At 68.0% G+C, this 24,783-nt stretch carries 25 protein-coding genes and 1 tRNA gene; 15 read left to right on the top strand and 11 right to left on the bottom strand.

The features are described from left to right. Positions 1-87: 87 nt before the first annotated feature. From B378_RS0114650 to B378_RS0114640, 3 genes are all read right to left on the bottom strand, one after another. A complete protein-coding gene (locus B378_RS0114650; protein WP_017344516.1) occupies positions 88-1,230 on the bottom strand; it encodes a thiolase family protein in 1,143 nt (380 codons plus the stop codon). Between the two features lie 63 nt (positions 1,231-1,293). Beyond that, positions 1,294-2,862 carry a 2,3-bisphosphoglycerate-independent phosphoglycerate mutase gene (gene gpmI / locus B378_RS0114645; RefSeq protein WP_017344515.1) on the bottom strand — a complete coding sequence of 523 codons (1,569 nt, stop codon included), beginning with the start codon at positions 2,860-2,862 and terminating at the stop codon, positions 1,294-1,296. Between the two features lie 51 nt (positions 2,863-2,913). Further along, the gene (locus B378_RS0114640) at positions 2,914-4,275 is read right to left on the bottom strand and encodes an NAD-dependent succinate-semialdehyde dehydrogenase (RefSeq protein WP_017344514.1); all 1,362 of its coding nucleotides are present in this window, start codon (positions 4,273-4,275) and stop codon (positions 2,914-2,916) included. 195 nt (positions 4,276-4,470) lie between these two features. On the opposite strand from B378_RS0114640, the gene B378_RS0114635 reads away from it, so the two are divergent. The 7 genes from B378_RS0114635 to B378_RS0114605 are packed head-to-tail and all read left to right on the top strand — an operon-like array spanning position 4,471 to position 11,830. Further along, complete coding sequence (locus B378_RS0114635) at positions 4,471-5,799, top strand: ABC transporter substrate-binding protein (RefSeq protein WP_017344513.1); 1,329 nt, start codon at positions 4,471-4,473, stop codon at positions 5,797-5,799. A gap of 16 nt (positions 5,800-5,815) precedes the next feature. Next, the gene (locus tag B378_RS0114630) at positions 5,816-6,709 is read left to right on the top strand and encodes a branched-chain amino acid ABC transporter permease (protein WP_017344512.1); all 894 of its coding nucleotides are present in this window, start codon (positions 5,816-5,818) and stop codon (positions 6,707-6,709) included. Beyond that, positions 6,706-7,884: a branched-chain amino acid ABC transporter permease gene (locus B378_RS0114625; RefSeq protein WP_017344511.1), complete on the top strand. Its 1,179-nt coding sequence runs from the start codon at positions 6,706-6,708 to the stop codon at positions 7,882-7,884. Before B378_RS0114630 ends, B378_RS0114625 begins: the two co-directional genes overlap by 4 nt. Next, the gene (locus B378_RS0114620; RefSeq protein WP_017344510.1) at positions 7,881-8,654 is read left to right on the top strand and encodes an ABC transporter ATP-binding protein; all 774 of its coding nucleotides are present in this window, start codon (positions 7,881-7,883) and stop codon (positions 8,652-8,654) included. Before B378_RS0114625 ends, B378_RS0114620 begins: the two co-directional genes overlap by 4 nt. After that, positions 8,651-9,364: an ABC transporter ATP-binding protein gene (locus B378_RS0114615; protein ID WP_017344509.1), complete on the top strand. Its 714-nt coding sequence runs from the start codon at positions 8,651-8,653 to the stop codon at positions 9,362-9,364. Before B378_RS0114620 ends, B378_RS0114615 begins: the two co-directional genes overlap by 4 nt. Continuing rightward, the gene (locus tag B378_RS0114610) at positions 9,357-11,006 is read left to right on the top strand and encodes a long-chain fatty acid--CoA ligase (RefSeq protein WP_017344508.1); all 1,650 of its coding nucleotides are present in this window, start codon (positions 9,357-9,359) and stop codon (positions 11,004-11,006) included. Before B378_RS0114615 ends, B378_RS0114610 begins: the two co-directional genes overlap by 8 nt. Beyond that, positions 11,003-11,830: an SDR family NAD(P)-dependent oxidoreductase gene (locus B378_RS0114605; protein WP_017344507.1), complete on the top strand. Its 828-nt coding sequence runs from the start codon at positions 11,003-11,005 to the stop codon at positions 11,828-11,830. The genes B378_RS0114610 and B378_RS0114605 overlap by 4 nt, the downstream gene beginning before the upstream one ends. A 27-nt stretch (positions 11,831-11,857) precedes the next feature. Here the strand turns inward: B378_RS0114605 and B378_RS0114600 are convergent, their stop codons facing one another. Further along, the gene (locus B378_RS0114600; protein ID WP_017344506.1) at positions 11,858-12,925 is read right to left on the bottom strand and encodes a phosphotransferase family protein; all 1,068 of its coding nucleotides are present in this window, start codon (positions 12,923-12,925) and stop codon (positions 11,858-11,860) included. A gap of 199 nt (positions 12,926-13,124) precedes the next feature. Here B378_RS0114600 and B378_RS0114595 point away from each other — a divergent pair, with 199 nt between their 5' ends. After that, positions 13,125-14,345: an acyl-CoA dehydrogenase family protein gene (locus B378_RS0114595; RefSeq protein ID WP_017344505.1), complete on the top strand. Its 1,221-nt coding sequence runs from the start codon at positions 13,125-13,127 to the stop codon at positions 14,343-14,345. 21 nt (positions 14,346-14,366) lie between these two features. On the opposite strand, the gene B378_RS0114590 is transcribed toward B378_RS0114595, so the two are convergent. After that, the gene (locus tag B378_RS0114590) at positions 14,367-14,897 is read right to left on the bottom strand and encodes an Lrp/AsnC family transcriptional regulator (RefSeq protein WP_017344504.1); all 531 of its coding nucleotides are present in this window, start codon (positions 14,895-14,897) and stop codon (positions 14,367-14,369) included. A 243-nt stretch (positions 14,898-15,140) separates the two neighbouring features. Between B378_RS0114590 and B378_RS0114585 the strand changes: the two genes are divergently transcribed. From B378_RS0114585 to B378_RS0114565, 5 genes are all read left to right on the top strand, one after another. Further along, complete coding sequence (locus B378_RS0114585; RefSeq protein WP_017344503.1) at positions 15,141-15,800, top strand: ArsR family transcriptional regulator; 660 nt, start codon at positions 15,141-15,143, stop codon at positions 15,798-15,800. Between the two features lie 89 nt (positions 15,801-15,889). Further along, positions 15,890-16,810 carry a DMT family transporter gene (locus B378_RS0114580; RefSeq protein WP_017344502.1) on the top strand — a complete coding sequence of 307 codons (921 nt, stop codon included), beginning with the start codon at positions 15,890-15,892 and terminating at the stop codon, positions 16,808-16,810. Between the two features lie 73 nt (positions 16,811-16,883). Continuing rightward, positions 16,884-17,816 (top strand): alpha/beta hydrolase, encoded by a 933-nt coding sequence (locus tag B378_RS0114575; RefSeq protein ID WP_017344501.1) that lies wholly within the window; start codon positions 16,884-16,886, stop codon positions 17,814-17,816. Positions 17,817-18,487: 671 nt separating this feature from the next. Further along, the gene (locus B378_RS0114570) at positions 18,488-19,081 is read left to right on the top strand and encodes a GNAT family N-acetyltransferase (protein ID WP_017344500.1); all 594 of its coding nucleotides are present in this window, start codon (positions 18,488-18,490) and stop codon (positions 19,079-19,081) included. Between the two features lie 109 nt (positions 19,082-19,190). After that, positions 19,191-19,793 carry a hypothetical protein gene (locus B378_RS0114565; RefSeq protein ID WP_017344499.1) on the top strand — a complete coding sequence of 201 codons (603 nt, stop codon included), beginning with the start codon at positions 19,191-19,193 and terminating at the stop codon, positions 19,791-19,793. 35 nt (positions 19,794-19,828) lie between these two features. On the opposite strand, the gene B378_RS0114560 is transcribed toward B378_RS0114565, so the two are convergent. Together B378_RS0114560 and B378_RS0114555 are read right to left on the bottom strand one after the other, a co-directional pair. Beyond that, positions 19,829-20,281 carry an RNA-binding domain-containing protein gene (locus B378_RS0114560; RefSeq protein WP_017344498.1) on the bottom strand — a complete coding sequence of 151 codons (453 nt, stop codon included), beginning with the start codon at positions 20,279-20,281 and terminating at the stop codon, positions 19,829-19,831. After that, a complete protein-coding gene (locus tag B378_RS0114555; protein ID WP_017344497.1) occupies positions 20,278-20,931 on the bottom strand; it encodes an AAA family ATPase in 654 nt (217 codons plus the stop codon). The genes B378_RS0114560 and B378_RS0114555 overlap by 4 nt, the downstream gene beginning before the upstream one ends. Before the next feature lie 100 nt (positions 20,932-21,031). On the opposite strand from B378_RS0114555, the gene B378_RS0114550 reads away from it, so the two are divergent. Both B378_RS0114550 and B378_RS0114545 read left to right on the top strand, forming a co-directional pair. Then, positions 21,032-21,106: transfer RNA gene (locus B378_RS0114550), tRNA-Arg, on the top strand. 194 nt (positions 21,107-21,300) lie between these two features. Further along, positions 21,301-21,624 (top strand): hypothetical protein, encoded by a 324-nt coding sequence (locus B378_RS0114545; protein WP_017344496.1) that lies wholly within the window; start codon positions 21,301-21,303, stop codon positions 21,622-21,624. Here B378_RS0114545 and B378_RS16885 read toward each other — a convergent pair. The 4 genes from B378_RS16885 to B378_RS0114530 form a co-directional block, all read right to left on the bottom strand. After that, positions 21,614-22,027, bottom strand: a complete 414-nt coding sequence (locus B378_RS16885; protein ID WP_155118225.1) for a hypothetical protein — start codon at positions 22,025-22,027, stop codon at positions 21,614-21,616. The two genes, B378_RS0114545 and B378_RS16885, sit on opposite strands and share 11 nt — an antisense overlap. A gap of 321 nt (positions 22,028-22,348) precedes the next feature. Then, on the bottom strand, positions 22,349-23,353 hold the full coding sequence (gene moaA, locus B378_RS0114540) for a GTP 3',8-cyclase MoaA (RefSeq protein ID WP_017344495.1): 1,005 nt from the start codon (positions 23,351-23,353) through the stop codon (positions 22,349-22,351). 127 nt (positions 23,354-23,480) lie between these two features. Beyond that, positions 23,481-24,248: an MBL fold metallo-hydrolase gene (locus B378_RS0114535; RefSeq protein WP_017344494.1), complete on the bottom strand. Its 768-nt coding sequence runs from the start codon at positions 24,246-24,248 to the stop codon at positions 23,481-23,483. Positions 24,249-24,305: 57 nt separating this feature from the next. Further along, positions 24,306-24,731 (bottom strand): universal stress protein, encoded by a 426-nt coding sequence (locus B378_RS0114530; protein ID WP_017344493.1) that lies wholly within the window; start codon positions 24,729-24,731, stop codon positions 24,306-24,308. Positions 24,732-24,783 lie beyond the last annotated feature (52 nt).

Below are 24,783 nucleotides of genomic sequence, written 5' to 3'. Positions count from 1 at the left end.
GACTGACTCCCTCGCGCGTGCTGCTCGGCCGCAGAGCGGCCTCGCAGGCACGCGCCACCGAAGGAAAAATCCCGGGTCCTACGTCGTCTACCGAAGGAACTCGATCGCGGCGCCCTGCCCGAAGCCGACGCAGAGCGTCGCGAGGCCGCGCTCGGCGTCCTGTTTCTGCATCTCGTGGAGCAGCGTGACGGGGAGCCGCGCGCCCGAGGCGCCGAGCGGGTGGCCGAGCGCGATGGCGCCGCCGTTGACGTTGTAGCTGTCCTCGTCGATACCGAGCTCGCGCCGCGAGTACTCGCACTGGGAGGCGAACGCCTCGTTGAGCTCGACGAGGTCGTAGTCGTCGATGTCGGTTCCGGCGCGCTCCAAGAGCCCGCGGGTGGCGGGTACCGGGCCGATCCCCATCACGGTCGGGTCGACGCCGGCGACGTTGTTCGTGCCGACCTCGGCGAGCACGTCGAGGCCGTGCTCCTCGGCGAACGCCTTACTGGTGACGACCGTGAGCGACGCGCCGTCGGAGATCTGCGAGGAGTTCCCCGCAGTGACGGTGCCGTCGCCCGTGAACGCGGGCGGGAGGTCGGCGAGCTTCTCGGCGGTCGTATCCGGGCGGATCCCCTCGTCTTCCTCGACCAGTCCCTCGTCGGTCTCGACGGGGACGATCTCGTCGTCGAATCGGCCGGACTCCGTCGCCTCCGCGGCGCGCTGGTGGCTGCGGGCCGCGTACTCGTCTTGCGCCTCGCGGCTCACGTCGTACTCCTCGGCCACCTTCTCGGCGGTCATCCCCATCTGCAGCTGGAAGATGTTGTACTGCTCGGAGAGCTCGGGGTGGAGGTGCTCGTAGGAGTCGCCGTCCATCGGGACGCGGCTCATGTTCTCGACGCCGCCCGCGATGATGCAGTCGCGGTTCCCCGCGGCGATCGCGTCGGACGCCGAGATGACCGCCTGCATCGAGGAGGCGCACCACCGGTTGATCGAGGTGGCGGGCACCGACTCGCCCAGGTCCGAGAGCAGCGCGATGACGCGCGCGACGTTGTTGTCCTGCTCGGTGCGCTGCTGGGCGACGCCCCACATCAGGTCGTCGACGTGGTCGCTAGTCAGCCCCGTCTCCGCGAGCGCGTGGTCGATGAGCGTCGTCGAGAGGTCCTCGCTGCGGACGTCTGCGTAGACGCCGCCCTCTTTCCCCTGCGGCGTTCGGTAGGCGGCCGCGATCACCGGCGTGGTCTCGTCTGTCATGAAAGATAACAGGTGAGTCGGTGTATTAAAACGCCGTGGAACGAGCGAGAATCGATCCGAAGTTTATCGTTTATTTTCGAGCAGGCTCTCGCCGGTCATCTCCGCCGGCCGGTCGCGGTCCATCAGGTCGAGCAGGGTCGGGGCGATGTCGCACAGCGACCCGCCCTCGCGGACCCTGCGTCCGCCGTCGTCGCCGTCGGGCGTCAGGTAGACAAACGGGACCGGGTTGTACGTGTGGGCGGTGTGGGGATCCTCGACGGTGCCCATGTCGTCGGCGTTGCCGTGGTCGGCGGTGACGACCGCGTGCGCGCCGGCGTCGGCGATCGCGTCGAGCAGGCGGTCCAGTTGGGCGTCGACGGCCTCGACGGCCTCGACGGCCGCGTCGAAGTCACCGGTGTGGCCCACCATGTCCGGGTTCGCGTAGTTCAACACGAGCAGGTCGGGGTCGTCCGAGGCGATCGTCTCGACGGCCTCGTCGGTCACCTCGGGCGCGGACATCTCCGGCTGGAGGTCGTAGGTCGGCACGTCCGGGCTCTCCACGATGGTCCGGATCTCGCCCGGGAACTCCACCTCGCGGCCGCCGTTGAGGAAGTAGGTGACGTGCGGGTACTTCTCGGACTCCGCGATCCGGAGCTGCGTGCCGCCGGCGTCCGCGACGACCTCGCCGATCGTGTTCGCGGGGATCTCCGGCGGGAACGCGACCGGGAACTCGAACGTCTCGTCGTACTCGGTCATCGTCGTCATGCGGATCTCGGGCTGATCGAGGTCGAACCCCCACTCCGGTCGGGTCCCGGTGAGCATCCGGACCAGCTGCCGGGCGCGGTCCGCGCGGAAATTGAAGAAGATCACGGCGTCGCCGTCATCGAGCTTGCCTCGGTGGCTCGATGAGCTCTGCTCATCGGCGTCATCGATCGCGGGCTCGTCCGCGACGAGCGTCGGCTCGACGAACTCGTCCGTCTCGCCGCGGGCGTGGGCCTCGCGGGCGGCCGCGACCGCGCTCTCGGCCTCGTGCGGGGCCTCGCGCTCGACGATCGCGTCGTACGCCTTCCGCGTCCGCTCCCAGTTCTCGTCCCGGTCCATCGCGTGGTAGCGGCCGGTCACGGTCGCGACGTGGCCGGTCCCGCGCTCGTCGGCCTTCGCGGTCACGTCGGCCAGGAACTCGTCGGCGATCTCCGGGGCCGTGTCGCGCCCGTCGGTGAACGCGTGACTCGTCGCGGGCACGCCCGCGTCGGCCGCGGCGTCGATCAGCGCGAGCAGGTGCTCGACGTCGGAGTGGACGCCGCCGTCCGAGACGAGCCCCATGAAGTGGACCCGGCCGCCGGTCGATTTCGCGTGGTCGAGCGCGTCCGCGATCGCGTCGTTGTCCGAGAGCGACCCCTCGGCGAGCGCGTCCGTGATCCGCGTGTACGCCTGCTTCACCACCCGCCCCGCGCCGATGTTGAGGTGGCCGACCTCGGAGTTGCCCATCTGTCCCTCGGGGAGCCCCACGCGCCGCCCGTGGACGACGAGGCGGCCGTCGGCCCCGCGCTCCGTCGCCGCGTCGAACGTCGGCGTGTCGGCCGCCTTCACGGCGTCGCGGCGGTCGTGGTCGCCGAGCCCCCAGCCGTCGAGGATGACGAGTGCCGTCTCCATACCCCAGCGTGCCGCCCGGAGGGTAACTACCCTTCGATGGGGTCACTCCCGTCACTCGACCCAGACGGTCTTGCGGTTGACGAACTCCTTGATCCCGGCCTCGGAGAGCTCCCGACCGTAGCCCGAGTCCCTGACGCCGCCGAACGGGACTCGCGGGTCGGACTTCACGAGCTGGTTCACGTACACGCAGCCCGCGTCGATGCGGCTCGCCACGCGCTCGCCGCGGTCGCGGTCCTCGGTCCAGACGCTCGCGCCGAGCCCGAACTCGGTGTCGTTGGCCGTCTCGATCGCCGCCTCCTCGTCGTCGACCTCGTACACCGTGGCCACCGGCCCGAACGTCTCCTCGGTGTCGACGGGGCAGCCCTCGGGGACGTCGGTCAGGACGGTCGGCGGGTAGAACGCCCCCTCCCTATCGAGGGGCTCGCCGCCGGTCACGAGCGTCGCGCCCGCGTCGACGCTCGCCGTCACCTGCTCGTGGAGCGACTCCATGAGGTCCGCCCGCGCCTGCGGCCCGACGTCGGTCGCCTCGTCGGTCGGGTCGCCGACGACGAGCCCGTCGATCTCGTCGACCAGCGCGCCGAGGAACGCGTCGTACACGTCCGTGTGAACGACGAAGCGCTTCGCGGCGATGCACGACTGCCCCCCGTTCAGGTTCCGCGCCCACGCGCCCGTCTCGGCCGCGGCCGCGACGTCGGCGTCGTCGAGGACGACGAACGGGTCGCTCCCGCCGAGTTCGAGGACCGTCTTCTTGAGCTGGTCGCCGGCGCTCGCAGCGACCGCGCGCCCGGCCGGTCCGCTCCCGGTCAGCGTCGCGGCCCGGACGCGGTCGTCCGTCAGGAGGTCGTCGACGAGGTCCGAGGGGATCAGAAGCGTCTGGAAGACGTCCTCGGGGTAGCCGGCCTCGCGGAACACCTCCTCGATCGCGAGCGCGCAGCCGGGCACGTTCGACGCGTGCTTGAGGAGCCCGACGTTCCCGGCCGTGAGGTACGGCGCGGCGAAGCGGAACACCTGCCAGAACGGGAAGTTCCACGGCATCACCGCGAGGACGGGGCCGAGCGGCTCGTGTTCGGTCTTGACCGTCGAGCCCGGCGGGCTCGGGTGGTGGTCGGCTTCGAGGTACGCGCCCGCGTGTTCCGCGTAGTGGTCGCAGACCCACGCGCACTTCTCGACCTCGCCGACCGCCTGCGAGATCGGCTTCCCCATCTCCCGCGTCATCGTCTCGGCGTACCGCCGCTTGTTCTCTCTGAGCACGTCCGCCGCGTTCGCGAGCAGCCGCTCGCGGTCCCGGAGCGGGCGCGTCCGCCAGTCCTCGAACGCTCGAACCGACCGGCCTAACGCCGCCTCGACGTCGTCCGCGTCGTGTTCGTTGTACGTTTCGATCTGCGCTCCGGTCGCCGGGTTTACCACGTTCATGAGAGGTGTGTGAACGTTGTACAGTCGTTGTAATAGTAGTCACGCCGGAAGACCGGCTGCCGACTCCCGCGTTCGACCCGGTCGATCCGGGTCCAGGCCGGGGATCTCGGGAGAATCATAAATTTCCCAATACGTCTGTATGTCATAGACCCGCATATTTATGTGGAGAGCGACACTCACGGACGATTGTTAACAATGGTAACCGAAGACAGCGATACCGAAAACAAGTATAAACAGGCCGACGCCGCTGAGACGAGTCCGGGAGGCCGGTCACCGGTCGGACGGCGGCGGTTCCTTCAGGCCGCCGGCGCGGGGGCGGCCGTCGGGCTCGCCGGCTGTTCCGGCGGGGGCGGCGGCGACGGCGGGCCCGTAACGCTCGGCGCCGCGAACATCCTCTCCGGGTTCGCGTCGCTGTACGGCGAGGAGGCCGAACGCGGAATCGACTTCGCGGTGTCAGAGATCAACGACAACGGCGGTATCGACGGGCGGGACGTCGAGGTGCTCGTCCGCGACACCGAGGCGAGTGCCGACACGGCGATCCAGCAGATCCGCAGCCTCGTCCAGGAGGACAACGTCGACGGGCTGTTCGGGCTCGACTCCAGCGGCGTCGCCCAGGCCGTCGCGCCGCAGATCTCGCAGCTCCAGATGCCGTTCATGATCACGCACGCGGCGACCCCGTTCGTCACCTCGCCGCAGGGCGAACACGAGGACTCCGTCGGGAACGAGTACGTGTTCCGCGACTCCAACAGCCTCGCACAGGACATCTACGGGGCCGCGCGGGTCGCCGAGAATCTCGACGCGACCGAGTGGGCCACCATCGGCCCGGACTACGCGTTCGGGTACGAGACGTGGGACTACTTCCAGGCGTACTGCGACGGGCTCGGCGTCGAGGCCGAGTTCACGGCCGAGCAGTTCCCGGCACTGGCGACCAGCGACTACACGCCCTTTATCAGCTCCATCCTCGACGCCGACCCGGACGCGGTGCTCACGCCGCTGTGGGGCGCCGACCTCACGACGTTCATCGGACAGGCCGAGAGCGCGGGCTGGTTCGACCAGATCGACCACACGCTGTTCAGCGTCGGGATGGGGACGGACCTCCCGAGCGACGGCAGCCCGCTTCCGGAGGGGGAGTACGCCTCCACGCGGTACGATCCGTTCGTCCCCGACACCGAGGCGAACAACTCGTTCCGCGAGGCGTACTACGAGGAGTACGAGTCGCTCCCGACGTACAACGCAGAGGGCGCGTATCGGGCGGTCCACCTGTACAAGGAGGCGATCGAGTCCGCCGGAGGGACGGACCCCAGTGCACTCGTCGACGAGTTCACCGGTATGGAGCACTCGGGCCCCGTCGGCGACTACCAGTTCAGCGAGACGAACCAGGCGACGGTCGCGTCCATCTGGGGCACCGTCACGTACGACGACGAGTGGGAGAGCAACGTGCTCGACCCCGTGAATCGGTACGAGGCGGGTCCCGACGTGCTGTCGGAGGCGCTCGGCGACTCTGACCTCCCGGCGGGTATCTAAGCCCGTCGCCGTTCTCATGAGTCTCACATCACTCGTTCCACTGATCGGTATCGCCGACGTCGTCATCGGGCTGAGCCTCGGGAGTCGGCTCTTCCTGATCGCCGTCGGTCTGAGCCTCATCTTCGGCGTGCTCGGCGTGCTCAACTTCGCGCACGGCGGGTTCTACATGCTCGGCGCGTACGTCACGCTCGCCGTCGTCTCGAACGTCGTCGACAACTTCTGGATCGCCGTCGTGGTCGGCGCGCTCGCCGTCGGCGTCGTCGGCGCCGCGATCGAGTTCTCGGCGATCCGCCGGCTGTACAACCGAGTCGACTCGGACCTCGACCAGCTCATCGTCACGTTCGGGTTCGTGCTCGTGATCCACGAGGCGGTCCGGTTCATCTGGGGGTCGGGGTCGTACTCGATCGACCCGCCGGACGTGTTCAACTTCTCCGTGACGCTCGGCGGGAGCACGTTCAACGCGTACCGGCTGGTCGTCATCGGTCTGGCCGTCGGGGTGCTCGTCGCGCTGTGGCTGTTCATCACGCGGACGTACTTCGGCTCGCTGGTCCGGGGGACCTCCTCTGACCGCGAGATGGCGGCCATGCTCGGCGTCGACGTGCCCCGGCTCTACACCGGGGTCTTCTTCCTCGGGAGCGTGTTGGCCGGGCTCGGCGGCGCGCTGTCGGCGCCGCTCCAGGCGACCAGCCCGGCGCTCGGCGACCAGGTGATCATCGACGCGTTCATCGTCGTGGTTATCGGCGGACTCGGCTCCATGAGCGGCGCCTTCGTCGGCGCGATGCTCATCGGCATGATGCAGAGCCTCGGCCCGCAGTTCATCAGCGCCGGCAGCATCGCGATCCCCTTCCTCGCGATGGTGATCGTGTTGCTGATCCGTCCCGAGGGCCTGTTCGGGGGGATCGGCGAATGAGCGCGACCGACACGGGCGGCCGGGTCAGCCGGTTCGGCTCGGCGGTCGCCGAGGGGTGGACCCGCGAGCGGTTCGGCCTTCTCGGGGCCGTCGCGCTGGTGCTTATCGCCCTCGCGCCGCCGTTCCAGGTGTACCTGTTCACCGACTTCCTCGTCGTCGCGCTGTTCGCGCTCGGCTTCAACCTGCTGTACGGCTACACGGGCCTGCTCTCGTTCGGTCACGGCCTGTTCTACGCGGGCGGCGCGTACGGGATCGCGATCGTGTTGCGAGACCTCGGCCCGGTGATCGCCGACATCGTCGGCGCCGGGATCTCGCCGCTCGTCACGTTCGTCCTCGGCGGCGTCGTCGGCCTCGTGCTCGTCGTTCTCGTGGCCGTGCCCGTCGGGTGGCTCAGCGTCCGGTTAGAGGAGATCTACTTCGCGCTGATCACCCTCGCGTTCGGGATGTTGGGCTACTCGCTCATCATTCAGGACCCGGCGGGGCTGACGAACGGGACCGACGGGGTAATCGTCCTGCTCGGGACCGTCGACCTCGGCGGCTTCAGCCTCCGGATCGGCGGCCGTCGGATCTACTACGCCATTTCGGCCGTCACCGTGGTCGCGGCGACGTACGGGGTGTGGCGCGTCGTCAATTCGCCGTTCGGGACTGTCTGTAAGGCGATCCGCGAGAGTCCCGACCGCGCGGCCGCGCTCGGGATCGACGTCGGCCACCACCGCTGGATGACGTTCATCGTCTCGGCGGCGGTCGTCGGAATCGCCGGCGTGTTGCGCGCGGGGCTCGCGAGCGTCGCGTCGCCCGGGCTCACGCACTGGTCGACGAGCGCGATCGCCGTCATCGCGACCGTGATCGGCGGCGCGACCTACTTCTACGGTCCGATCGTCGGAGCGTTCATCTTCCTGTACATCCGGTGGGCGATCAGCCGCTTCCCGGCGCTCGAAGCGTACTGGGAGCTGTTCTTCGGCGCGCTGCTCATCGCCGTCGTGCTGTTCTTCAAGCAGGGCGCCGTCGGCGGCCTCCTGCTGCTCCGCGACCGACTGTTCGGAGACGGCGACGGCGACGGCGGCGGCGGCGGGGGTGGCGGCGCCCTCAACGGCGGGCAGGCGTCGACTGCGGCGGACGACGGAGCCGAATCGGGCGACGACAACGCGCGCGCTGACAGAGGTGATAACTCGTGACGACCGTCCTCAAGACCGAAGACCTCCGCAAACAGTTCGGCCAACTGACCGCCGTCGACGACGTCTCCATCGAGATCGACGACGACAAGATCACCAGCATCATCGGCCCGAACGGGGCCGGAAAAACGACGTTCTACAACCTGCTGACGGGCGTGCTCGAACCCACGTCGGGGTCGATCTGGCTCCGGAGCGGGGACGGGGACGACCTCGCCGACGTCACCGACGCGGAGCCGCACGAGGTGGCGCAGGCTGGGCTCTCGCGCTCGTACCAGATAACGAATATCTTCGAGGGGCTCACCGTCCGCGAGAACGTGCGGGTCGCCCGGATCAGCCACGATGGCTCCCGGCTCGACTTCCGCTCGCGGGCGACCGGCGACGAGTCGGTTGAGGCCGACGTCGAAGAGCTGTTGGAGCTCACCGGGCTCACCGACATCGCGGACACGCCCTGCGACACGCTGAGCCACGGCGAGAAGCGGACCGTCGAGATCGCCTTAGCTCTCGCCATCGAGCCGAACGTGTTCCTGATGGACGAGCCGACCGCGGGGATGAACCCGACGGAGGTCACGGAGATCGTCTCGCTGATCCGCGAGCTCGACGAGGACTTAGACGCCACGTTCGTCGTGACGGAACACAACATGGACGTCGTCACCGATATCTCCGACCGGATCGTCGTGCTCGCCGAGGGGTCGATCCTCGCGGACGGGGCGCCGGAGGACGTACTCACGGACGAACGGGTGACCGAGGCGTACTTGGGGAGTGATAGCGTATGACGATACTCACGGTCGACGACATCGACACATACTACGGGAACAGCCACGTGCTCCACGGGGTCTCACTGGAGATCGACGAGGGCGAAGTGGTGACGCTGCTCGGGCGCAACGGCGCCGGGAAGACGACGACGATGCGCTCGATCGTCGGCGCGTCGCCGCCGCGCTCGGGGTCGATCACGTACCGCGGCGAGGAGATAGCGGGGTTGTCGTCGGACGAGATCAACGAGCGCGGGATCTCGCTCGTGCCGGAGGACCGCCGGGTGTTCCCCACGCTGACCGTTCAGGAGAACCTCCGGCTGGCGCACAACTTGGCGAGCGACCCGCGGCCGGTCGAGGAGATGTACGAGCTGTTCCCGGCGCTCGACGACCTCCGCGGCAGCAACGGGCGGAACCTCAGCGGCGGCGAACAGCAGATGGTGTCGGTCGCCCGCGCGCTCGTCCAAGCGCCAGACGTGCTGCTGCTCGACGAGCCGACCGAGGGGCTCGCGCCGGTGATCGTCGACGACCTGCGAGAGATCGTCCAGACGGTCGTCGACCAGAACGTCACCGTCCTGCTGACCGAACAGAACGTCGAGTTCGCGTTCGACCTCGCCGAGCGGGGGTACATCATGGACACCGGCGAGATCGTCTTCGACGGCACCGTCGCGGAGATCCGGGACCGCGAGGACCTCCTCGAGACGTACCTCTCCGTGGGCACCGCAGATGCCTGAGGAGCTCACCCTCCGGCCGTTCTTCTGGCGGGCGACGCGGCTGTTCCCGGAGACGGAGGTCGTCTCGCGCACCCACGACGGGGTCGACCGCTACACCTACGCCGACTTCGGCGACCGCGTCCGGCGGCTCGCGGCCGCGCTCGCCGACCTCGGCGTCGAGCCCGGCGACCGCGTCGGGACGCTCGGGTGGAACACGCACCGCCACTTGGAGGCATACTACGCCGTACCCCTCTCCGGCGCGCAGCTCCACACCGTGAACCTCCTGTTACAGGACGACAACGTCGAGTATATCATCAACGACGCCGCGGACGACGTGCTGATCGTCGACCGCGACGCCGTGGCGGTCCTCGACCGCCTGTGGGACCGGATCGACGGCGTCCGCGAGGTCGTCGTCATGGACGACACGGTCCCCGAGACGGAGGCGGACCTGCCGCTGTCGTCGTTCGAGGAGCTGATCGCGGACGCCGACCCGATGGAATCGTGGCCCTCGCTCTCCGAGGACGACCCCGCCGGAATGTGTTACACCTCCGGGACGACGGGGAAGCCGAAGGGGGTCGAGTACACCCACAAGATGATCTACGCCCACGCGATGATGGTGATGACGCCCGCCGCGCTCGACATCGCCGAGGACGACGTGGTGATGCCGGTCGTGCCGATGTTCCACGTGAACTCGTGGGAGTTCCCGTACGCCGTGACGATGGCGGGCGCGAAGCAGGTGTACCCGGGGCCGTCCCCGGACCCCGCCGACCTTGTCGAGCTGATCGAGGAGGAGGGCGTCACGCTCACCGCCGGCGTCCCGACGGTGTGGATCGACGTGCTCGACCACTTAGACGAGCACGGCGGCGACCTCTCCTCGCTCGAACGCATCGTCGTCGGCGGCAGTGCCGCGCCGCGGGAGGTGATGCGGCGGTACGAGGACGAACACGACGTGACGATCGAACACGCGTGGGGAATGACCGAGACGATGAGCATCGGGTCGGTCTCGCGGCCGACCTCGGGGACCGCCGACGGCGACCGCGAGGCGGAACTCGACAAGCGGGCGAAGCAGGGGCTGCTCTCGCCCGGGCTGGAGATGCGGGTCGTCGGAGACGACGGCGAGCCGATCGCCTGGGACGGCGAGGCGTTCGGCGAGCTGCTCGTCCGCGGCCCCAGCGTCGTCAGCGAGTACTACAACCGCCCGGAGGCCAACGAGACGGACTTCGTCGCGGCCGAGGACGGCGGGGCGCGCTGGCTCCGCACCGGCGACATCGCCACCGTCGACGAGGACGGATACATTGAGGTCGTCGACCGAGCCAAGGACGTGATCAAGTCGGGCGGCGAGTGGATCTCCAGCATCGAGCTGGAGAACGCCCTGATGGCGCACGGCGACGTCGCCGAGGCGGTCGTGATCGCGGCGCCGCACGAGCGTTGGCAGGAGCGGCCGCTGGCGTTCGTCGTGCCGAAGGCGGGCCGCGAGCTCGACGTGGAGGCGATCCGGTCGTTCCTCGAGGAGGAGTTCCCGCGCTGGTGGCTCCCGGACGACGTCCGGTTCCGCGAGGAGATCCCGAAGACCGCGACCGGGAAGTTCGACAAGAAGACGCTCCGGGAGACCGTCGAGGAGCCGGAGCTGCCGTACGCGCCGGGCGACGGAGGTGGCGAATGAGAGACGAGGAGGCGCCGTCGGCCGACGGAGACGGTGCGGACGCCGCCGCCCCGACGCCGACCGACGCCCTCCCGGACCTCTCCGGGAAGGTCGCCGTCGTCACCGGCGGCGGGCGCGGGATCGGCCGCGCGATAACCCTCGGGCTGGCCGCGGCGGGGGCGACGGTCGTCCCATCTGCGCGGACGGCCGCGGAGGTCGAGGCCGTCGCCGAGGAGGCCCGCGACCTCGGCGTCGAGGCGCGCGGGATCACCGCGGACGTGACCGACGACGCCGACGTGGCGGCGCTGGTCGAGGAGACCGTCGACGCGTTCGGCTCGCTCGACGTCTTGGTCAACAACGCCGGGTTCAACCCCGACGACGCGCTCGGCGACCCGACCGAGATCGAGTCGGACGCGGTCGACGGCGTGCTCGACGTGAACCTGCGGGGCTCGTTCCGGACCCTCCGGGCCGCCGGCCCGCACCTGCGTGAGGCGGAGGGGAGCGTCGTCAACGTCGCCAGCGTGGCGGGCGAGGTCGGGCTGCCGAAACAGCACCCGTACGTCGCGTCGAAACACGGGCTCGTCGGGCTGACGAAGAGCGCGGCGATGGACTGGGCGCCGGAGGTGCGGGTGAACGCGGTCGCGCCCGGGTACGTCGCGACCGAACTCACGGAGACCCTCCAAGAGAACGAGCGGCTCCGGCAGTCGATCCTCGACCGGACGCCGCTCGACCGCTTCGCCGAGCCGACGGAGATAGCCGGCCCGGTCGTCTTCCTCGCGAGCGACGCGGCGAGCTTCGTTACCGGCGAGACGCTCGCCGCGGACGGCGGCTGGACGGCGCGGTAAGTCGCGGCCCACGGTCCGACGGCGGGCCTACAGCCGCTCGGTCTCGCCCTCGACGTACGCGAGCGTCCGCGCCGCGAGCTCGGGGACCTGCGTCTCCATCTTCGGATACAGCGGGTCGTCGCTGTCGTCGTTCAGGTGCCGCGCGAGGAACATCTCGCCGAGCGCGGCCATCTTGTACGCCGCGAGCGCGCGGTAGAACCGCTCGTGGGCGAACTCGCGGCCCGTCGACGCCTCGTACCGGTCGATCAGTTCCGCGCGTGTCGGGTACCCCTCGCGGGCGGTGAACGTCGACATCAGGTCGGGCATCGCCGGGTCCGGGTCGCCCTCGTCGTACCAGAACAACAGCAGCCAGCCGAGGTCGGCGAGGGGGTCGCCGAGCGTCGACAGCTCCCAGTCGAAGACGGCGACGACCGCCGGCGGCGTCCCGGGGCCGTACATCACGTTGTCGAGCTTGAAGTCGCCGTGGACGAGGGTCTCCGGGTGGTCCTCAGGGACGTTGTCGGCGAGCCACTCGCCGACGGCGACCAGGTCCGGCACCTCCCTGACCGACTCCGTCGTCCCGAAGGCCCAGTCGAGCTGGTTCGTCCAGCGCTCGACCTGCCGGGCCGTGTACCCCTCCGGGCGACCGAACTCGCCGAGCCCGACCGCCTCGTAGTCCACCGCGTGGATCGCCGCCAGCGTGTCGACGAGTTCGGCCCCGACGCGTTCACGCGCGGCCGGGTCGGCGAACCGCGTCGGCTCGGCGTCGCGCAGCACGTCGCCGTCGGTGCGCTCCATGACGTAGAAGTCGCTCCCGAGCACCGCGGCGTCGTCGCAGGCGCGCAGCGTCGATGGAACCGGGACGCCGGTGTCGGAGAGTGCGTCGACGACGCGGTACTCGCGCAGCACGTCGTGGGCCGTGTCGGCCGTCTCGCCGGGCGGCGGCCGCCGGATGACTAACTCGCGGTCGCCCCACGTGACGAACAGCGTCTCGTTCGAGTGCCCCTCCGCGTGTCGCTCGACGGCGAACGTGTCGGCCGGCCCGAACTCGCCCGCGAGATACGTCCCGAGCGCGTCGTCGTCGACCAGCCTGTCGAGGTAATCGGCGTCAGTCACGGCCGGTCTCCCCCCGTTCGATGCGGGCCGGAGGCGACGGCAGCCGGCCGATCTATGCCCGAACGGCTTTCATCGGTTGTCGCATATTCAACTAACATTGTAAATCTATTTTTCGGTACATTGGGGATCAGTTTCGCGTAATATAGAATTTTGGGAGAATAGCCGGAACCACTATTTACATTGCTAAATAAGGGCCGGTATGGAGTACGACGACATCGGACGCGGACCGGAGGTCGCCGAGGCCGTCAGGGAGTTCGTCGACGAGACGGTGCTCCCGGTCGAGCGTGAGTGGCTCGGTCGGGGGCCGATCCCGCCGGCGGAGATCGAGGCGCTGCGCGACGCCGCGCGCGACGAGGGGATCTACGCCCCGCAGGTCGACGAGGAGTACGGCGGGCTCGGGCTCGGCTTCCGCGAGATGCTCCCCGTGTTCGAGGAGGCGGGACGGAGCCTGCTCGGCCCGACCGCGCTCCGGTGTGCGGCGCCGGACGAGGGGAACATGCACACCCTCGAGATCGCGGCCACCGAGGAGCAGAAGGAGCGCTGGCTCCGCCCGCTCGCGGCCGGCGAGATCGACTCCGGGTTCGCGATGACAGAGCCGATGGGGGGCGGCGGGTCGGACCCGAAGATGCTGGGGACGACCGCCGAGAAGGACGGCGACGAGTGGGTCATCGACGGCCACAAGTGGTGGACGACGGGCGGCCTCGACGCCGACGTGTTCCTGACGTTCGCGCGCACCGACCAGGAGGCGCACCCGTACGCGGGCTGTTCGGTCATCCTCGTGCCCGCCGACGCCGACGGCGTCGAGATCGTCCGGAACATCCCGCACCTCGGCGAGGGGCTGGTGGGGACGACGCACGCCGAGATCCGGTTCGACAACGTCCGGGTGCCCGTGGAGAACACGCTGGGCGAGGAGAACGAGGGGTTCACGCTCGTCCAACAGCGGCTCGGGCCGGCCCGGCTCACCCACTGTATGCGGTACGCCGGGATGGCCGACCGCGCGCTCGACATCGCGACCGCCTACCTCTCCGAGCGGGAGGGGTTCGGCGAGCCGCTCTCGGAGAAGCAGGGCCCGCGGTTCCGGATCGCCGACCGCCGGACCGAGCTCCACGCCGCCCGCACGATGGTGCGGCACGCGGCCGGCCGGATCGCCGACGGCCACGAGGCGCGGATCGAGGTGGCGATGGCGAAGACGTTCGCGGCGAACGTGACGCAGGAGGCGATCGACGACGCCCTCCAGTTCTGCGGCGGCAACGGGATCGCCTACGACCTGCCGATCGCGCGCTTCCACGAGAACGTCCGGCAGTTCCGCATCGTCGACGGCGCCGACGAGGTCCACCGGCGGTCGATCGCGCGCGACGCGTTCGAGGACCCGCCGACGGAGGAGTTAGAGGCCGTCACTCGGTTCGGCGAGTTCGACTAAGTCGGTGACCGACGCCGGCGGTCACTCCTCGTCGCCGTCCTCCTGAAACACCTCGAACAGCTCGGGGTCGGTCCCGAACTTGAGGACGTTCGTCACGACGGAGTTGCGGAGGTTAGTGATGAGCTCGCCGTACTCCTTGTAGAACTCGTGGATCCACTTCGACTCCTGTTCGCGGTCTTTGAACATCATGATGGTCTTCCACTGGTAGTCGCCGTCGGAGAGGAAGTACATGAACGTGTGGCGGCTCGACCGGATGTGTTCGAGCGCGTCCCGCCAGTTCTCTTCGAACCCCTCGGGGTTGAACTGGAACTCGAACAGCGAGAAGAAGAGCTGCTCTTCGTTGGGGACCAGCGCCTCGCGGAACACTCCGTCCTCGCGCATCCGCCGGATCGACTCGTTGACGGTGACGTGAGAGACGTCGATGTCGTGCTCCTCGTCGAGGAGGTCCCGGAGCCTGCGGGAGGTGAGCTGCGGGTCGCGCGCGAGTTCCTGTAAGATGATCGTGTCCCGCTCGGAGAGGTTCCATTCGGGACGCGGCTGTTTCTCGGGCATTCCCTCCGTAAGGGTGCGCCGTCACGGTAATCAGTATTTGGGCTGCCGCGGCGGTATCGAGATACGTCATAGCGTGAGGCGGTCGAACGAACGAGCCGCACCTGCTCGGGGACGGCGCCTCAGCGGCGGGCGAAAGCGAGCACGAACGAATCGCTCCACCCGCCGTCCCGTCCTTCGATCTCCGCTCGACGCGTCTGTCGCCGGAAGCCAACCTTTTATCCGCTGAACGCTAACCACACGTTAATGGACTCCGCGGTACTGCTCGATCTCCTCGGCAACGAGAACCGGCGGCGAATCCTCCGGCTTCTCGCGACCAAACCCTGCTACGTCACGGAGATCTCGGAGTACCTCGACGTGAGCCCGAAGGCGGTGATCGACCACCTGCGGAAGCTGGAGGAGGCCGGTCTCGTCGAGTCGACGACGGACGACCAGCGCCGGAAGTACTTCCGGATCGCGCGCAGCCTCCGCTTAGAGGTGAGCGTCTCGCCGTACGGCTTCGGCGCGAAGAGCGCCTACCCGGCGAAGAACAGCCTCGACATGTCCGGGCGCTGTCCGCACCTCTCGATCGAGGCCCCCGACGGCTCAGGCGCGACGGGTGACCTCGCGGAGCTCGCCCAGGAGTTCGCGCGGCTTCAGGACCTCGACCGCGAGCTCTCGCTCGCCCAGCGGTGGGTTCAGGGTCGCGTCGAGGACGCGCTGGGGGAGATCGACGAGCGGCTCGGCGGGCAGGCCGACAGCCGCTTCTTCGCGGCCGTCATCGCCGCAGTGGTCGAGACGGACGGCACCCCCGCGGCGGTCGCCGACGAGGTCGGCGCGCGGGAGTCGACGGTCGAGAGCGCGCTCAGCCGGCTCTCCGACGTGGGCGTCGTCGCCCGCGACGCCGACGGGTACCGAGTCCGGTAGCGGACGCCACCCGCCTCTCCCTCCCGGGCGAATCCAGCGAACGCGACCGTTTCCGGAACCTTTTGGCGCGCCGCGGGGAGAGGGCGGACGTGAGCCGTCTCAGAAACCTCTCGCTGTTCCTGATCCTCGCCTCCGTCTGGGGTTCGGCGTTCGTCGCGATCAAGGCGGGGTTGGCGTATTTCCCGCCGGTGCTGTTCGCGGCGCTCCGGTACGACGTGGCCGGGGTCGTCATGCTCGCGTACGCCGCGTACGCGGTCGACGACCCGATCCCCCGCGGCCGCGACGCGTGGTTGGAAGTCCTCTCCGGCGCCGTGTTCATCATCGCCGCCTACCACTCGTTCCTGTTCGTCGGCGAGACCGACCCTGCGGTGACGAGCGCCGTCGCGGCCGTCATCGTCAGCCTCTCTCCGCTCCTGACCACGGTGTTCGCGCGCGCCTTCCTCCCCGCGGAGCGACTGACCGCGGTCGGGGCGCTCGGGCTGGCGATCGGGCTCGTCGGCGCGGTCGTGCTCGCGAACCCTGACCCCGCGAACCTGACCGGCGGCGGCACGGTCGCGAAGCTGCTCGTCCTGCTCGCGGCCGCCTCCTTCGCGCTCGGCTCCGTCCTCTCCCGGGCCTCCGAGGCCGACATCGCGGTCGAGACGATGGAGGCGTGGGCGATGCTGCTCGGTGCCGGACTCACCCACTTGGTCTCGCTCGCGCTCGGCGAGTCGGTCGCCGACGTCGCGTGGACGACGGAGTCGCTGCTCGCCTTGGGCTACCTCTCGGTTGTCGCCAGCGGGCTCGGCTTCCTCATCTACTTCGACCTGCTCGACCGGCTCGGCCCGATCGAGATCAACCTCGTCTCCTACGTCGCGCCCGTGTTCGCCGCCGTCGTCGGGTGGCTCCTCCTCGATGAGGGGATCACCGCAACGACGGTCGCCGGCTTCCTGATCATCTGCGTCGGTTTCGCCTTAGTGAAACGCGACGCGATCCGCGAGGAGCTACGCGCGGCCGGCGTGACCGGGTGAGCGACTCGGCACCGCCCGCGCCCGGGCGACTCCGCCGCAACCGTCTTGTCGACGGCCCGACGACTCTCGCGGCGTGAGCGCCGACCAGATCGACCCCCAGGCGAAGCGCGCCGCGGCCCGCCAGTCGCGGATTCCCCTCCCGCACGGCGGCTACAAGCTAAAACTGCTCCGGCTCCTGACCGGGCCCCTGACGCGGCTCCAGAACCGGAATCCGCCGAGCGTCGGCGCGACGGAGTCGGTGAGGGTTCCGGGCCCGGAAGGAGACAGCGAGGCGCGGCTGTACCTCCCGGACAGCGACCCACCGCACCCGACCGTCGTCCTCTTCCACGGCGGCGGGTTCGTTCTCGGGAGCGTCGAGACCCACGACTGGCTCTGTCGCCACCTGACGCGGGAGAGCGGCTGTGCCGTCCTCTCCGTCGAGTACCGCCTCGCGCCCGAACACCCGTTCCCGGCCGCCGTCGAGGATGCCTACGCAGCCGTCGAGTGGGCGGCGGACTCGACGGAGCGGCTCCGCGGCACCGGCGACGTCGCGGTCGCGGGCGACTCTGCGGGGGGCAACCTCGCTGCCGTGACGGCGCTGATGGCCGCCGAGCGGGACGGTCCCGAGATCGCACATCAGGCGCTGCTGTATCCCGGGATCGGAATCGACCCCGAGCAGGAGTCGGTGCGCGAACACGCCGGGGTCGTCCTCTCGCGGGAAGACATCGAGTGGTTTTCCGAGGCCTACTACCGGAGCGAGATCCACCGCCGGAACCCGTACGCCGATCCGATCAACGCCGGGGACCTCTCCGGCGTCGCGCCCGCGACGGTCGTCACCGCAGGCTTCGACCCGCTCCGAGACGGCGGGAAGGCGTACGCGGAGAAGCTCGTCGCGGACGGCGTCGCGACCCGCTACGAGAACTACCCGTCGATGGTTCACGGGTTCATGACGATGCAGGACGTCGATCGGGCGCGAGAGGCGATCGCGGACGTCGCCGCCGACCTCGCCGACGCGCTCCACGAATGACGACGATCGGCCCGTGATAACGCCCTGTCGAAATCCTCAGAATATTCTGACTTGATTTGTTCAATACAGGGGTAGCGGCGAGCGATTTCGGGAGTGGGTATCGCAGATCGGTAGCAGCGATTTGGTATTTAAATAGTCGCCAGCGGCGGCGACGGCCGCTTATAAATAGTCGGCGATGGCGCGCCTGCGAGCGGCCGGAGCGAAGCGGAGGCCGCGAGCCAGCCCGCGAGGGAGTCAGTCGCCGGAGCGAAGCGGAGGCGACTGACGAGGTTGGGGAGGCGTGAGGTGCTGTGCGGAGCGGTGCGGGGCGGGACTCAAAGGGGCAGCCGCGAGGGCGAAGCACGCCGCAGCAAGCACCGCAGCGAGGGAGCGCGAGCGACTGAGCGAGGAGCACAGCAAGGCGCGCGAGCCGTCGCGGCTGGGGCTTTGGAGGTCGTCAGCGCAACGCGGTCGACCGTTTATAAATAGCCGACAGCAACTCCCCGGTTTCCCGTATAAATGGCCTCACTCACGACGTACTACACTCACTCCCGCTATCGATCAAGAAGCAGCTCTCATCGATCGGCTGTTTCAGGCGAGAATGTATCTGAAGAATGGTATCTCAACAAAGCCGTGATAAAGGGTCGCAGGCCGCCGGTGGAGTTTATTCGGTCGGCGACGACCCGACCGGCGTGTTCCCCGAAACGATCGAAACGGACCGACTGCGGTTGGAGGCGAGAAGTCCGGAGACCGTCGACCTCGACGAGTGTTACCGTATCTGCTCGTCGGATCCCGACATCGACGAGGTGACCGAGCATCTCGCGTGGGACCCCCACGAGACAAAAAAGGAGACGCTGGAGTTCCTCAAACGCGGCCGAGAGCGCTTCGAGGAGGGAGAGGCCGCGAGCTACGTCATCCGACCGCGCGAGGGCGAGGACGGCGCCGGCGAGCTCGCCGGCTTCGGCGGCTTCCACGTCGACTGGGAGAAGCGCACCGCGCTCCTCGGCACGTGGCTCCGCAAGCGGTTCTGGGGCCGAGGCTACTCCGGCGAGCGCGCCGCCGCGCTCGTCGAGGTCGCGTTTGACGACCTCGACCTGGAGGTCGTCGCCGTGAGCCACCACCCCGACAACGAGAACTCGCGGCGCGCGATCGAGCGGTACGTCGACCGGCTCGGGGGCCGCCGCGAGGGGCTGCTCCGAAACCACATGACCTTCCCGGACGGCACCGTCCACGACGAGGTCCGGTACACGATCACGCAGGCGGAATGGCGCGAGGCGACCGCCTGACCGGCGAAAATTCCGGCGAGAGCGGGTGTTTCAACCGACGATTCTGTTGAATTACGGTGACGATCCCGACCCAACAAACACTTACGGCGTCCGAAACGACACCGAGCGCATGTCCTCGTCACCACCCGGTGGAACGACCGCGACGACCGGTTCGGATCCGAGCATCGCCAGAGAGGCGGTCGGCGGCGCGGTCGCCGGCGCCGCCGCGTACCTCGTCGGCTACCTGTCCGTCTACCTCACGCAGAGCGGCCGAATCGAGGAGGGGCTGTCGGGGCTCAACTTCCTCGCCGAGCTGTTCGGGAGCGACCCCATCTCGACGTGGCAGGTGTCCGGCTGGATGTTCTACAACGCCCACTTCGTCGAGACCGTGTTCCCCGCGCTGTTCGGCGGCACGTCGTCACGGAACCTCCTCATGGAGGCCGAGGGCGCGGGATTCCTCCTCCTCGTCCCGCCGGTCCTCCTGCTCGTCGCGGGCCTCGTCGCGGGTCGGGTCGCCGGCGCGGACGCGCCACTCGACGGCGCCCGCTCGGGAGCGCTCGTCGCGGCCGGCTACCTCCCGCTCGCGGTCGTCGGGGCGTTCCTGTTCCGGTACGCGGTCGGCGACGGGAGCGTGGCTCCGGACATCGTCACCGCCGTCCTGCTCGCCGGCGCCGTCTACCCGGCCGTCTTCGGCGCGATCGGCGGCGCGGGCTCGTCGGCGTTGAGTAACTGAGTCGGAGAACTTTCTCGGCTGACCGCCTCCCGCCCTCAGTACGCCTCGTCCTCGGGGTCGAACCGGTCGCCGTACTCGCGGACGGGGTCGACGGGCTGGCCCTCGTCGGTCTCGGGCGCGACGTAGTCGATGAACGACTCGACGTCGGGTTCGCGGACGCGCACCTCGACGTCGATCTCGCCGAGCTCGTCGGACTCGCCGACCGCGAAGTTGACGACGCCCTCGAACGCTGCCTGCTTTTTTAAGGAGAACGTGAACCCCTCGTCGGTGCTGTTCTGCAGGAAGACGCGCCGCGCGGTGTCGAGGATCTCCTGTTCGTGGAGCACGTCGGAGAAGGCGTCGAGGCTGTGCGTCTCGGAGACGAGCCGCCCGTCCTCGTGGACCGGCTCGGCGTCGGGGAAGACGTTCTCGACCGCGTCGGTGACCCGGTCGGTCACCTCCGTGTCGTTGACCGGCGTCTCGATCCGGACGTCGACGCTGTAGATCACGCGCCGTCACCTCCGGCCTCGGGCGCCTCTGGGTCGTCGGTCGCCTCGGCGTCGTCGGGCTTCTCGCCGGCCTTGCCGTCGGAGCGGTCCGACTCCGCGTCGTCGACGCCCAGCTCCTCGCGGACGCGCTCGCGGAACGCAGCGAGGCTGTCGGTGTTGTCGATCTCGACGTCGGCCCGTTCGAGGGTCTCGCCGAGGCCGAGGTCGATCTCGCGCTCGTCGCGCTCGCGGAGCGCCGACAGGTCGGAGTCGGAGTCGTCGCGGCCGCGCTCGCCTAACCGCTCGGCGCGCAGCTCGAACGGCGCGCGGATCGCGACGAGCGTGAAGTCGTCGCCGAACGCCTCGCGGAAGCGTTCCAGCTCGACGGTCGAGCGGAGGCCGTCGACGAGGACGGTCTCGTCGCGGTCGCTCTCGGCCGCGGCCTCCCGAATCCGCGGGAGCGTCCGGGCGGCGATGGCGTCGTCGCCCTCTTCCTCGCGGAGCGTGCCGGCCATCCGCCCGTGGTGTTCGGCCGGGTCGAGCCCGCGGCGGCGGCACTCGGCGCGGATCACGTCGCCCATGACGACGACGGGGATGCCGGCGGCCTCGGCCACGTTCGCCGCCTCCCCTTTCCCGCTGCCGGGGAGGCCGACGGTTCCGATAACGTTCATTACCGGCGGATACTCCGCTCGCGGACTTAGGTCTGCTGTTGGCCCGCGGGCGGCGCGAACCGCGGGCGTTTTTTAGACTCGGGGGATCAGAAGCGAGTGAGGGCACATAGCTCAGCCAGGATAGAGCGTCGGACTTCTAATCCGACGGTCGTGGGTTCGAATCCCACTGTGCCCGTACAGCAAGGAGCGAAGCGACGAGCGAACCGGCACGCAGGTGATTCGAACCCTATCAGTCGCGCGCAGCGAACGGTGTGAGGTCCGAGCGAAGCGAGTACCTAGACAAGCGAGCGGCGAAATCGAGACAACTCTTAAAAAGCGAGAATGTGAGGGCTGAATAGGTTTATACAGTTGTGCCACAGAATTGTGGATATGAGTGTTCAGATCGAGGGGTTCGAAGAATTAGCCGACTCTCTGGATAGCCTCCAGCAGGATCTCGAAGGTGTAAGCGGCAAAAATGAGATCCCAATGGAGGAACTATTCTCGGCTAGTTTCATGAAAACACATACCGAATTTGATTCGATTGGTGAGCTTTTCGATAGTAGTCCTTGGGAGATCGAAACGGAGAACGATTTTAAACAGATCCCTGAATCAGAGTTTGACGATTACATCGATACACACACTGGCTTCAGTTCATGGGAGGCAATGCTCACCGCTGCCGCTCGTGAGTGGCTCTCACGTCAAATCAATCTCTGATTTCACTTTCTTCGCCCTCTCCTTCAGTTACTTCATCTTCTGTTGACTCCGTATCTTCAGATTCTCTACTTGATTCGGGTGTGTCATCAACATGAAGATGGAAATCGATGTTATGGTTCTGTCCTTGAATAGTGAATCCAGTCGCAGGGCCGTCTGAATCGTCTGTCTCTGTCTGATAGTTGTAGGCGGCAAGAATAAAGGATCCAATGGTTGTTAGCCCAAGAATTGTTTTCCATATAGTTGATATGATGGAGGTGATGTCACCATAGCTCGGACTTTCAATAATGATCCGTAGCTCAATAAAGAAACTCAGAGTGAAGAGAGCTAGAGCTACTCCGCCGACGAAAGCAAACAAATACGGATTATATTGATGGCCCGTTATCAATCGGCGCAGCCCCATCATGTGATTCTGATATGAGCCTTCGTATAAATATCCAGCCAAGCTAGACGGGTCGCGTTAAGTTAGTATCCACATAGCTGCTGCCATGCGATTTTCTGTAGTGTTCTAGAATATTGTAGCGGATCGTGATCTGCGCATCACCGAGAAGGAGAACTGAAAAGAGAGATCCTGTTTCTCCCGGAGTTACTCCCTATCTTAAGAATATAAATGGCATCAAAACTCGCGGGATACTCTTGCCGTCTTGCGCTTCTGCGTAACTTAACGCGACACTATAATTATCACCCAAATAAATAGTCTTCGCGAGAATTTTCGATTCTGGACCACTCAGTCCGCCGCGCTCGGCGCCCCGAGATACTTCTCGTTCAGTTCGTACTCCCCGTCCTCACCCTCGATCAGGTACTCGCCGTAGTAGGGGACGCGGTTCGCCACCACTTCCTCGAAGGTGTCCGCGATCTCCTCGCGGGTCATCTCGCCCATCGAGCGGAGGTCGTCGTTGCGGTTGAGACACCCCTTCAGGTACCCCTCGTGGGTGACGCGGACGCGGCCGCAGTTGGCGCAGAACTCCTCGTTCTCGACGGGGTCGACGATCTCGACCATGCCGCCCGTGTCGTCGTCGCTGTCCTCGCCGACGAAGTACCGCTTCCGGTCGTGCATCTCGCGGTGTTCGACGCGGTCCGCCTTCTCCGCGAGCCAGTCGTGGACGCGCCCGATGTCGACGTTCCACTCGGGCTTGCCCGTCAGCTCCGGCATGTACTGGATGAGCTGGAGCTGGAGCCCGTCGTTGTCGGCGACGTACTCGACCATCTCCTCGACGTAGCCCGCGGTGTGCGTGAACACGACCATGTTGAGCTTCACGGGGTCGAGCCCGGCGTCGACGGCGGCCCTGACGCCTTCGAGGACCTTCTCGTAGGCGCCCGACTTCGTCACCTCCGCGAAGTCGTCCGGGTCGAGCGCGTCCTGCGAGACGTTGACGCGGTCGAGCCCGGCGGCCTTCAGGTCTTCCGCGCGCCCGGGGAGGAAGGTGCCGTTCGTCGTCATCGACACCTCCATCGAGTCGGGCGTGCGCTCGATGATCTCCTCGAGGTCCTGGCGGAGCATCGGCTCGCCGCCCGTGAACTTCACGGCGTCGACGCCGTACCCCTCGACGACCTCTAAGAAGCGGACCACGTCGTCCGCGCTCATCTCCTCGTCGCTCGGCTCCATCGGCCCGCGCGTGTCGCCTAACCCCTCGTTGTGACAGTAGACGCAGTCGAAGTTACACCGGTCGGTGAGCGAGATCCGTACCCCCGTCACCTCCCGTCCGAAGTCGTCCGCGAGTGGGCCGGCCATGGCGGAGAGAAGCGACTACGCGCGCTTAAATATCCGGGTCGAACGTGTGGGTGCGTAACACTCAGCGGTTACATTGCGGCCGCGACGCCGCCGACCGACGGTTACGATTCCGGACTCACCGCCCCCCTCACAGCGACACGCGGAGCCCGTCGGTCGCGACCCGCACCTCGCCGTCGAAGCCCGCGTCGCGGACGCTCTCTTCCATCTCGCGCTCGCGACCACCGGTGTGCGGGTAGAGGTGCGAGAGGAGGAGGGTCCCGATCTCCGCGCCCGCGAGCGACTCGCCGAGGCTCGCCGGCGTCGGGTGGTTCGACACGTCGACGTCGTCCGGGAACGAGCAGTCGTGAACCAGAAGCTCCGCGCCGTCCGCGAACCGCCCCATCCCCGCGAACGCCTCCGTGTCGCCCGAGAGCGCGAGCGGCCCGCCGCTGGCCTCGGCGTCCGAGCTCGGCGGCGAGAAGCGGTAGGCGAACCCCTCCATCGAGTGCCGCGTCTCGCGCGCGGTCACGTCGAATCCGCCGGCGGCGAACGAGCGCGACGCCGACACCTCGCGGATCGCCAGGTCGATCCGCCCGTCGAGGTAGTCGTGAACGTCGAGCAGGCCGTCGACGAGCGACTTCGTTCCCGCGGGGCCGACCACTTCGAGGTGTTCCTCGCCGGCGAGCCAGCGGGCCTTGATGAGGGGAAGAAGGTCCGCGACGTGGTCGAGGTGGTGGTGCGTGAGGAGGACCGTCGAGACGCCCTCGTAGCTGGTGTCCGTCCCGGCGAGCCGCTGGAGGACGCCGCTGCCGCAGTCGACGAGCAGCGACCGGTCGCCGTCGTCGAGGAGGTAGCCGGCCTGCGCGCGGTCGGGGACCGGCATCGCGCTGCCGGACCCGAGCACGGTGAGTTCCATGCGGACGGGTCGCGTCCGGATCCACCTGAACCCCGCGGCTTCAGTCGCGGACGGGCGTCACTTGATGAGGAACACCGGCACCGACGAGTCGTCGGCGACGCGGTCGGAGACGCTGCCGAGCGACCGAATCCGCTCGCGCGGCGACTTCCCCTCCGGGCTCATCACGATCACGTCGATGCCGAACTCGTCGGCGTACTCGACGATCTCCGTGTCCGGCGTCCCGTGCGCGACGTGGGTCTCGACGTCGAGGCCGGCCTCGCTCGCCGCGTCGGCGACCGCGTCGACCGCGGCATCGCCCTGCGATTCGAGGTCCTCGACGACCTCGTCGTGGAGGTCGCCCGAGTTGGCGGTCGTCACCCGCTGGTCGACGACGTACAGCGCGTGGAGCGTCGCGTCGTGGTCCGTCGCGAGCCGGATCGCGTGGTCGAGCGCGCGGTCGACGGCCTCGCTCCCGTCGGTCGGCACCAGGATCTCGTCGTACATGTCTCGGCGTTCGCGCGGCCGAGGCTTAACGGTGGGGCCTCGGTGTCGGGAG

This window comes from Halorubrum sp. T3, from assembly GCF_000296615.1.
GTDB lineage: Archaea > Halobacteriota > Halobacteria > Halobacteriales > Haloferacaceae > Halorubrum > Halorubrum ruber.
The sequence above is the reverse complement of the archived record's forward strand: the minus strand, read 5'-3'. Positions and strand labels throughout refer to the sequence as shown.

Bases quoted from the DNA above. Each gene is read 5' to 3' on its own strand.
- B378_RS0114650 (WP_017344516.1), bottom strand. From the start codon at position 1,230: ATGACAGACGAGACCACGCCGGTGATCGCGGCCGCCTACCGAACGCCG.
- gpmI (WP_017344515.1), bottom strand. From the start codon at position 2,862: ATGGAGACGGCACTCGTCATCCTCGACGGCTGGGGGCTCGGCGACCAC.
- B378_RS0114640 (WP_017344514.1), bottom strand. From the start codon at position 4,275: ATGAACGTGGTAAACCCGGCGACCGGAGCGCAGATCGAAACGTACAAC.
- B378_RS0114635 (WP_017344513.1), top strand. From the start codon at position 4,471: ATGGTAACCGAAGACAGCGATACCGAAAACAAGTATAAACAGGCCGAC.
- B378_RS0114630 (WP_017344512.1), top strand. From the start codon at position 5,816: ATGAGTCTCACATCACTCGTTCCACTGATCGGTATCGCCGACGTCGTC.
- B378_RS0114625 (WP_017344511.1), top strand. From the start codon at position 6,706: ATGAGCGCGACCGACACGGGCGGCCGGGTCAGCCGGTTCGGCTCGGCG.
- B378_RS0114615 (WP_017344509.1), top strand. From the start codon at position 8,651: ATGACGATACTCACGGTCGACGACATCGACACATACTACGGGAACAGC.
- B378_RS0114610 (WP_017344508.1), top strand. From the start codon at position 9,357: ATGCCTGAGGAGCTCACCCTCCGGCCGTTCTTCTGGCGGGCGACGCGG.
- B378_RS0114605 (WP_017344507.1), top strand. From the start codon at position 11,003: ATGAGAGACGAGGAGGCGCCGTCGGCCGACGGAGACGGTGCGGACGCC.
- B378_RS0114595 (WP_017344505.1), top strand. From the start codon at position 13,125: ATGGAGTACGACGACATCGGACGCGGACCGGAGGTCGCCGAGGCCGTC.
- B378_RS0114590 (WP_017344504.1), bottom strand. From the start codon at position 14,897: ATGCCCGAGAAACAGCCGCGTCCCGAATGGAACCTCTCCGAGCGGGAC.
- B378_RS0114585 (WP_017344503.1), top strand. From the start codon at position 15,141: ATGGACTCCGCGGTACTGCTCGATCTCCTCGGCAACGAGAACCGGCGG.
- B378_RS0114565 (WP_017344499.1), top strand. From the start codon at position 19,191: ATGTCCTCGTCACCACCCGGTGGAACGACCGCGACGACCGGTTCGGAT.
- B378_RS0114555 (WP_017344497.1), bottom strand. From the start codon at position 20,931: ATGAACGTTATCGGAACCGTCGGCCTCCCCGGCAGCGGGAAAGGGGAG.
- B378_RS0114545 (WP_017344496.1), top strand. From the start codon at position 21,301: ATGAGTGTTCAGATCGAGGGGTTCGAAGAATTAGCCGACTCTCTGGAT.
- B378_RS16885 (WP_155118225.1), bottom strand. From the start codon at position 22,027: ATGATGGGGCTGCGCCGATTGATAACGGGCCATCAATATAATCCGTAT.
- moaA (WP_017344495.1), bottom strand. From the start codon at position 23,353: ATGGCCGGCCCACTCGCGGACGACTTCGGACGGGAGGTGACGGGGGTA.
- B378_RS0114535 (WP_017344494.1), bottom strand. From the start codon at position 24,248: ATGGAACTCACCGTGCTCGGGTCCGGCAGCGCGATGCCGGTCCCCGAC.
- B378_RS0114530 (WP_017344493.1), bottom strand. From the start codon at position 24,731: ATGTACGACGAGATCCTGGTGCCGACCGACGGGAGCGAGGCCGTCGAC.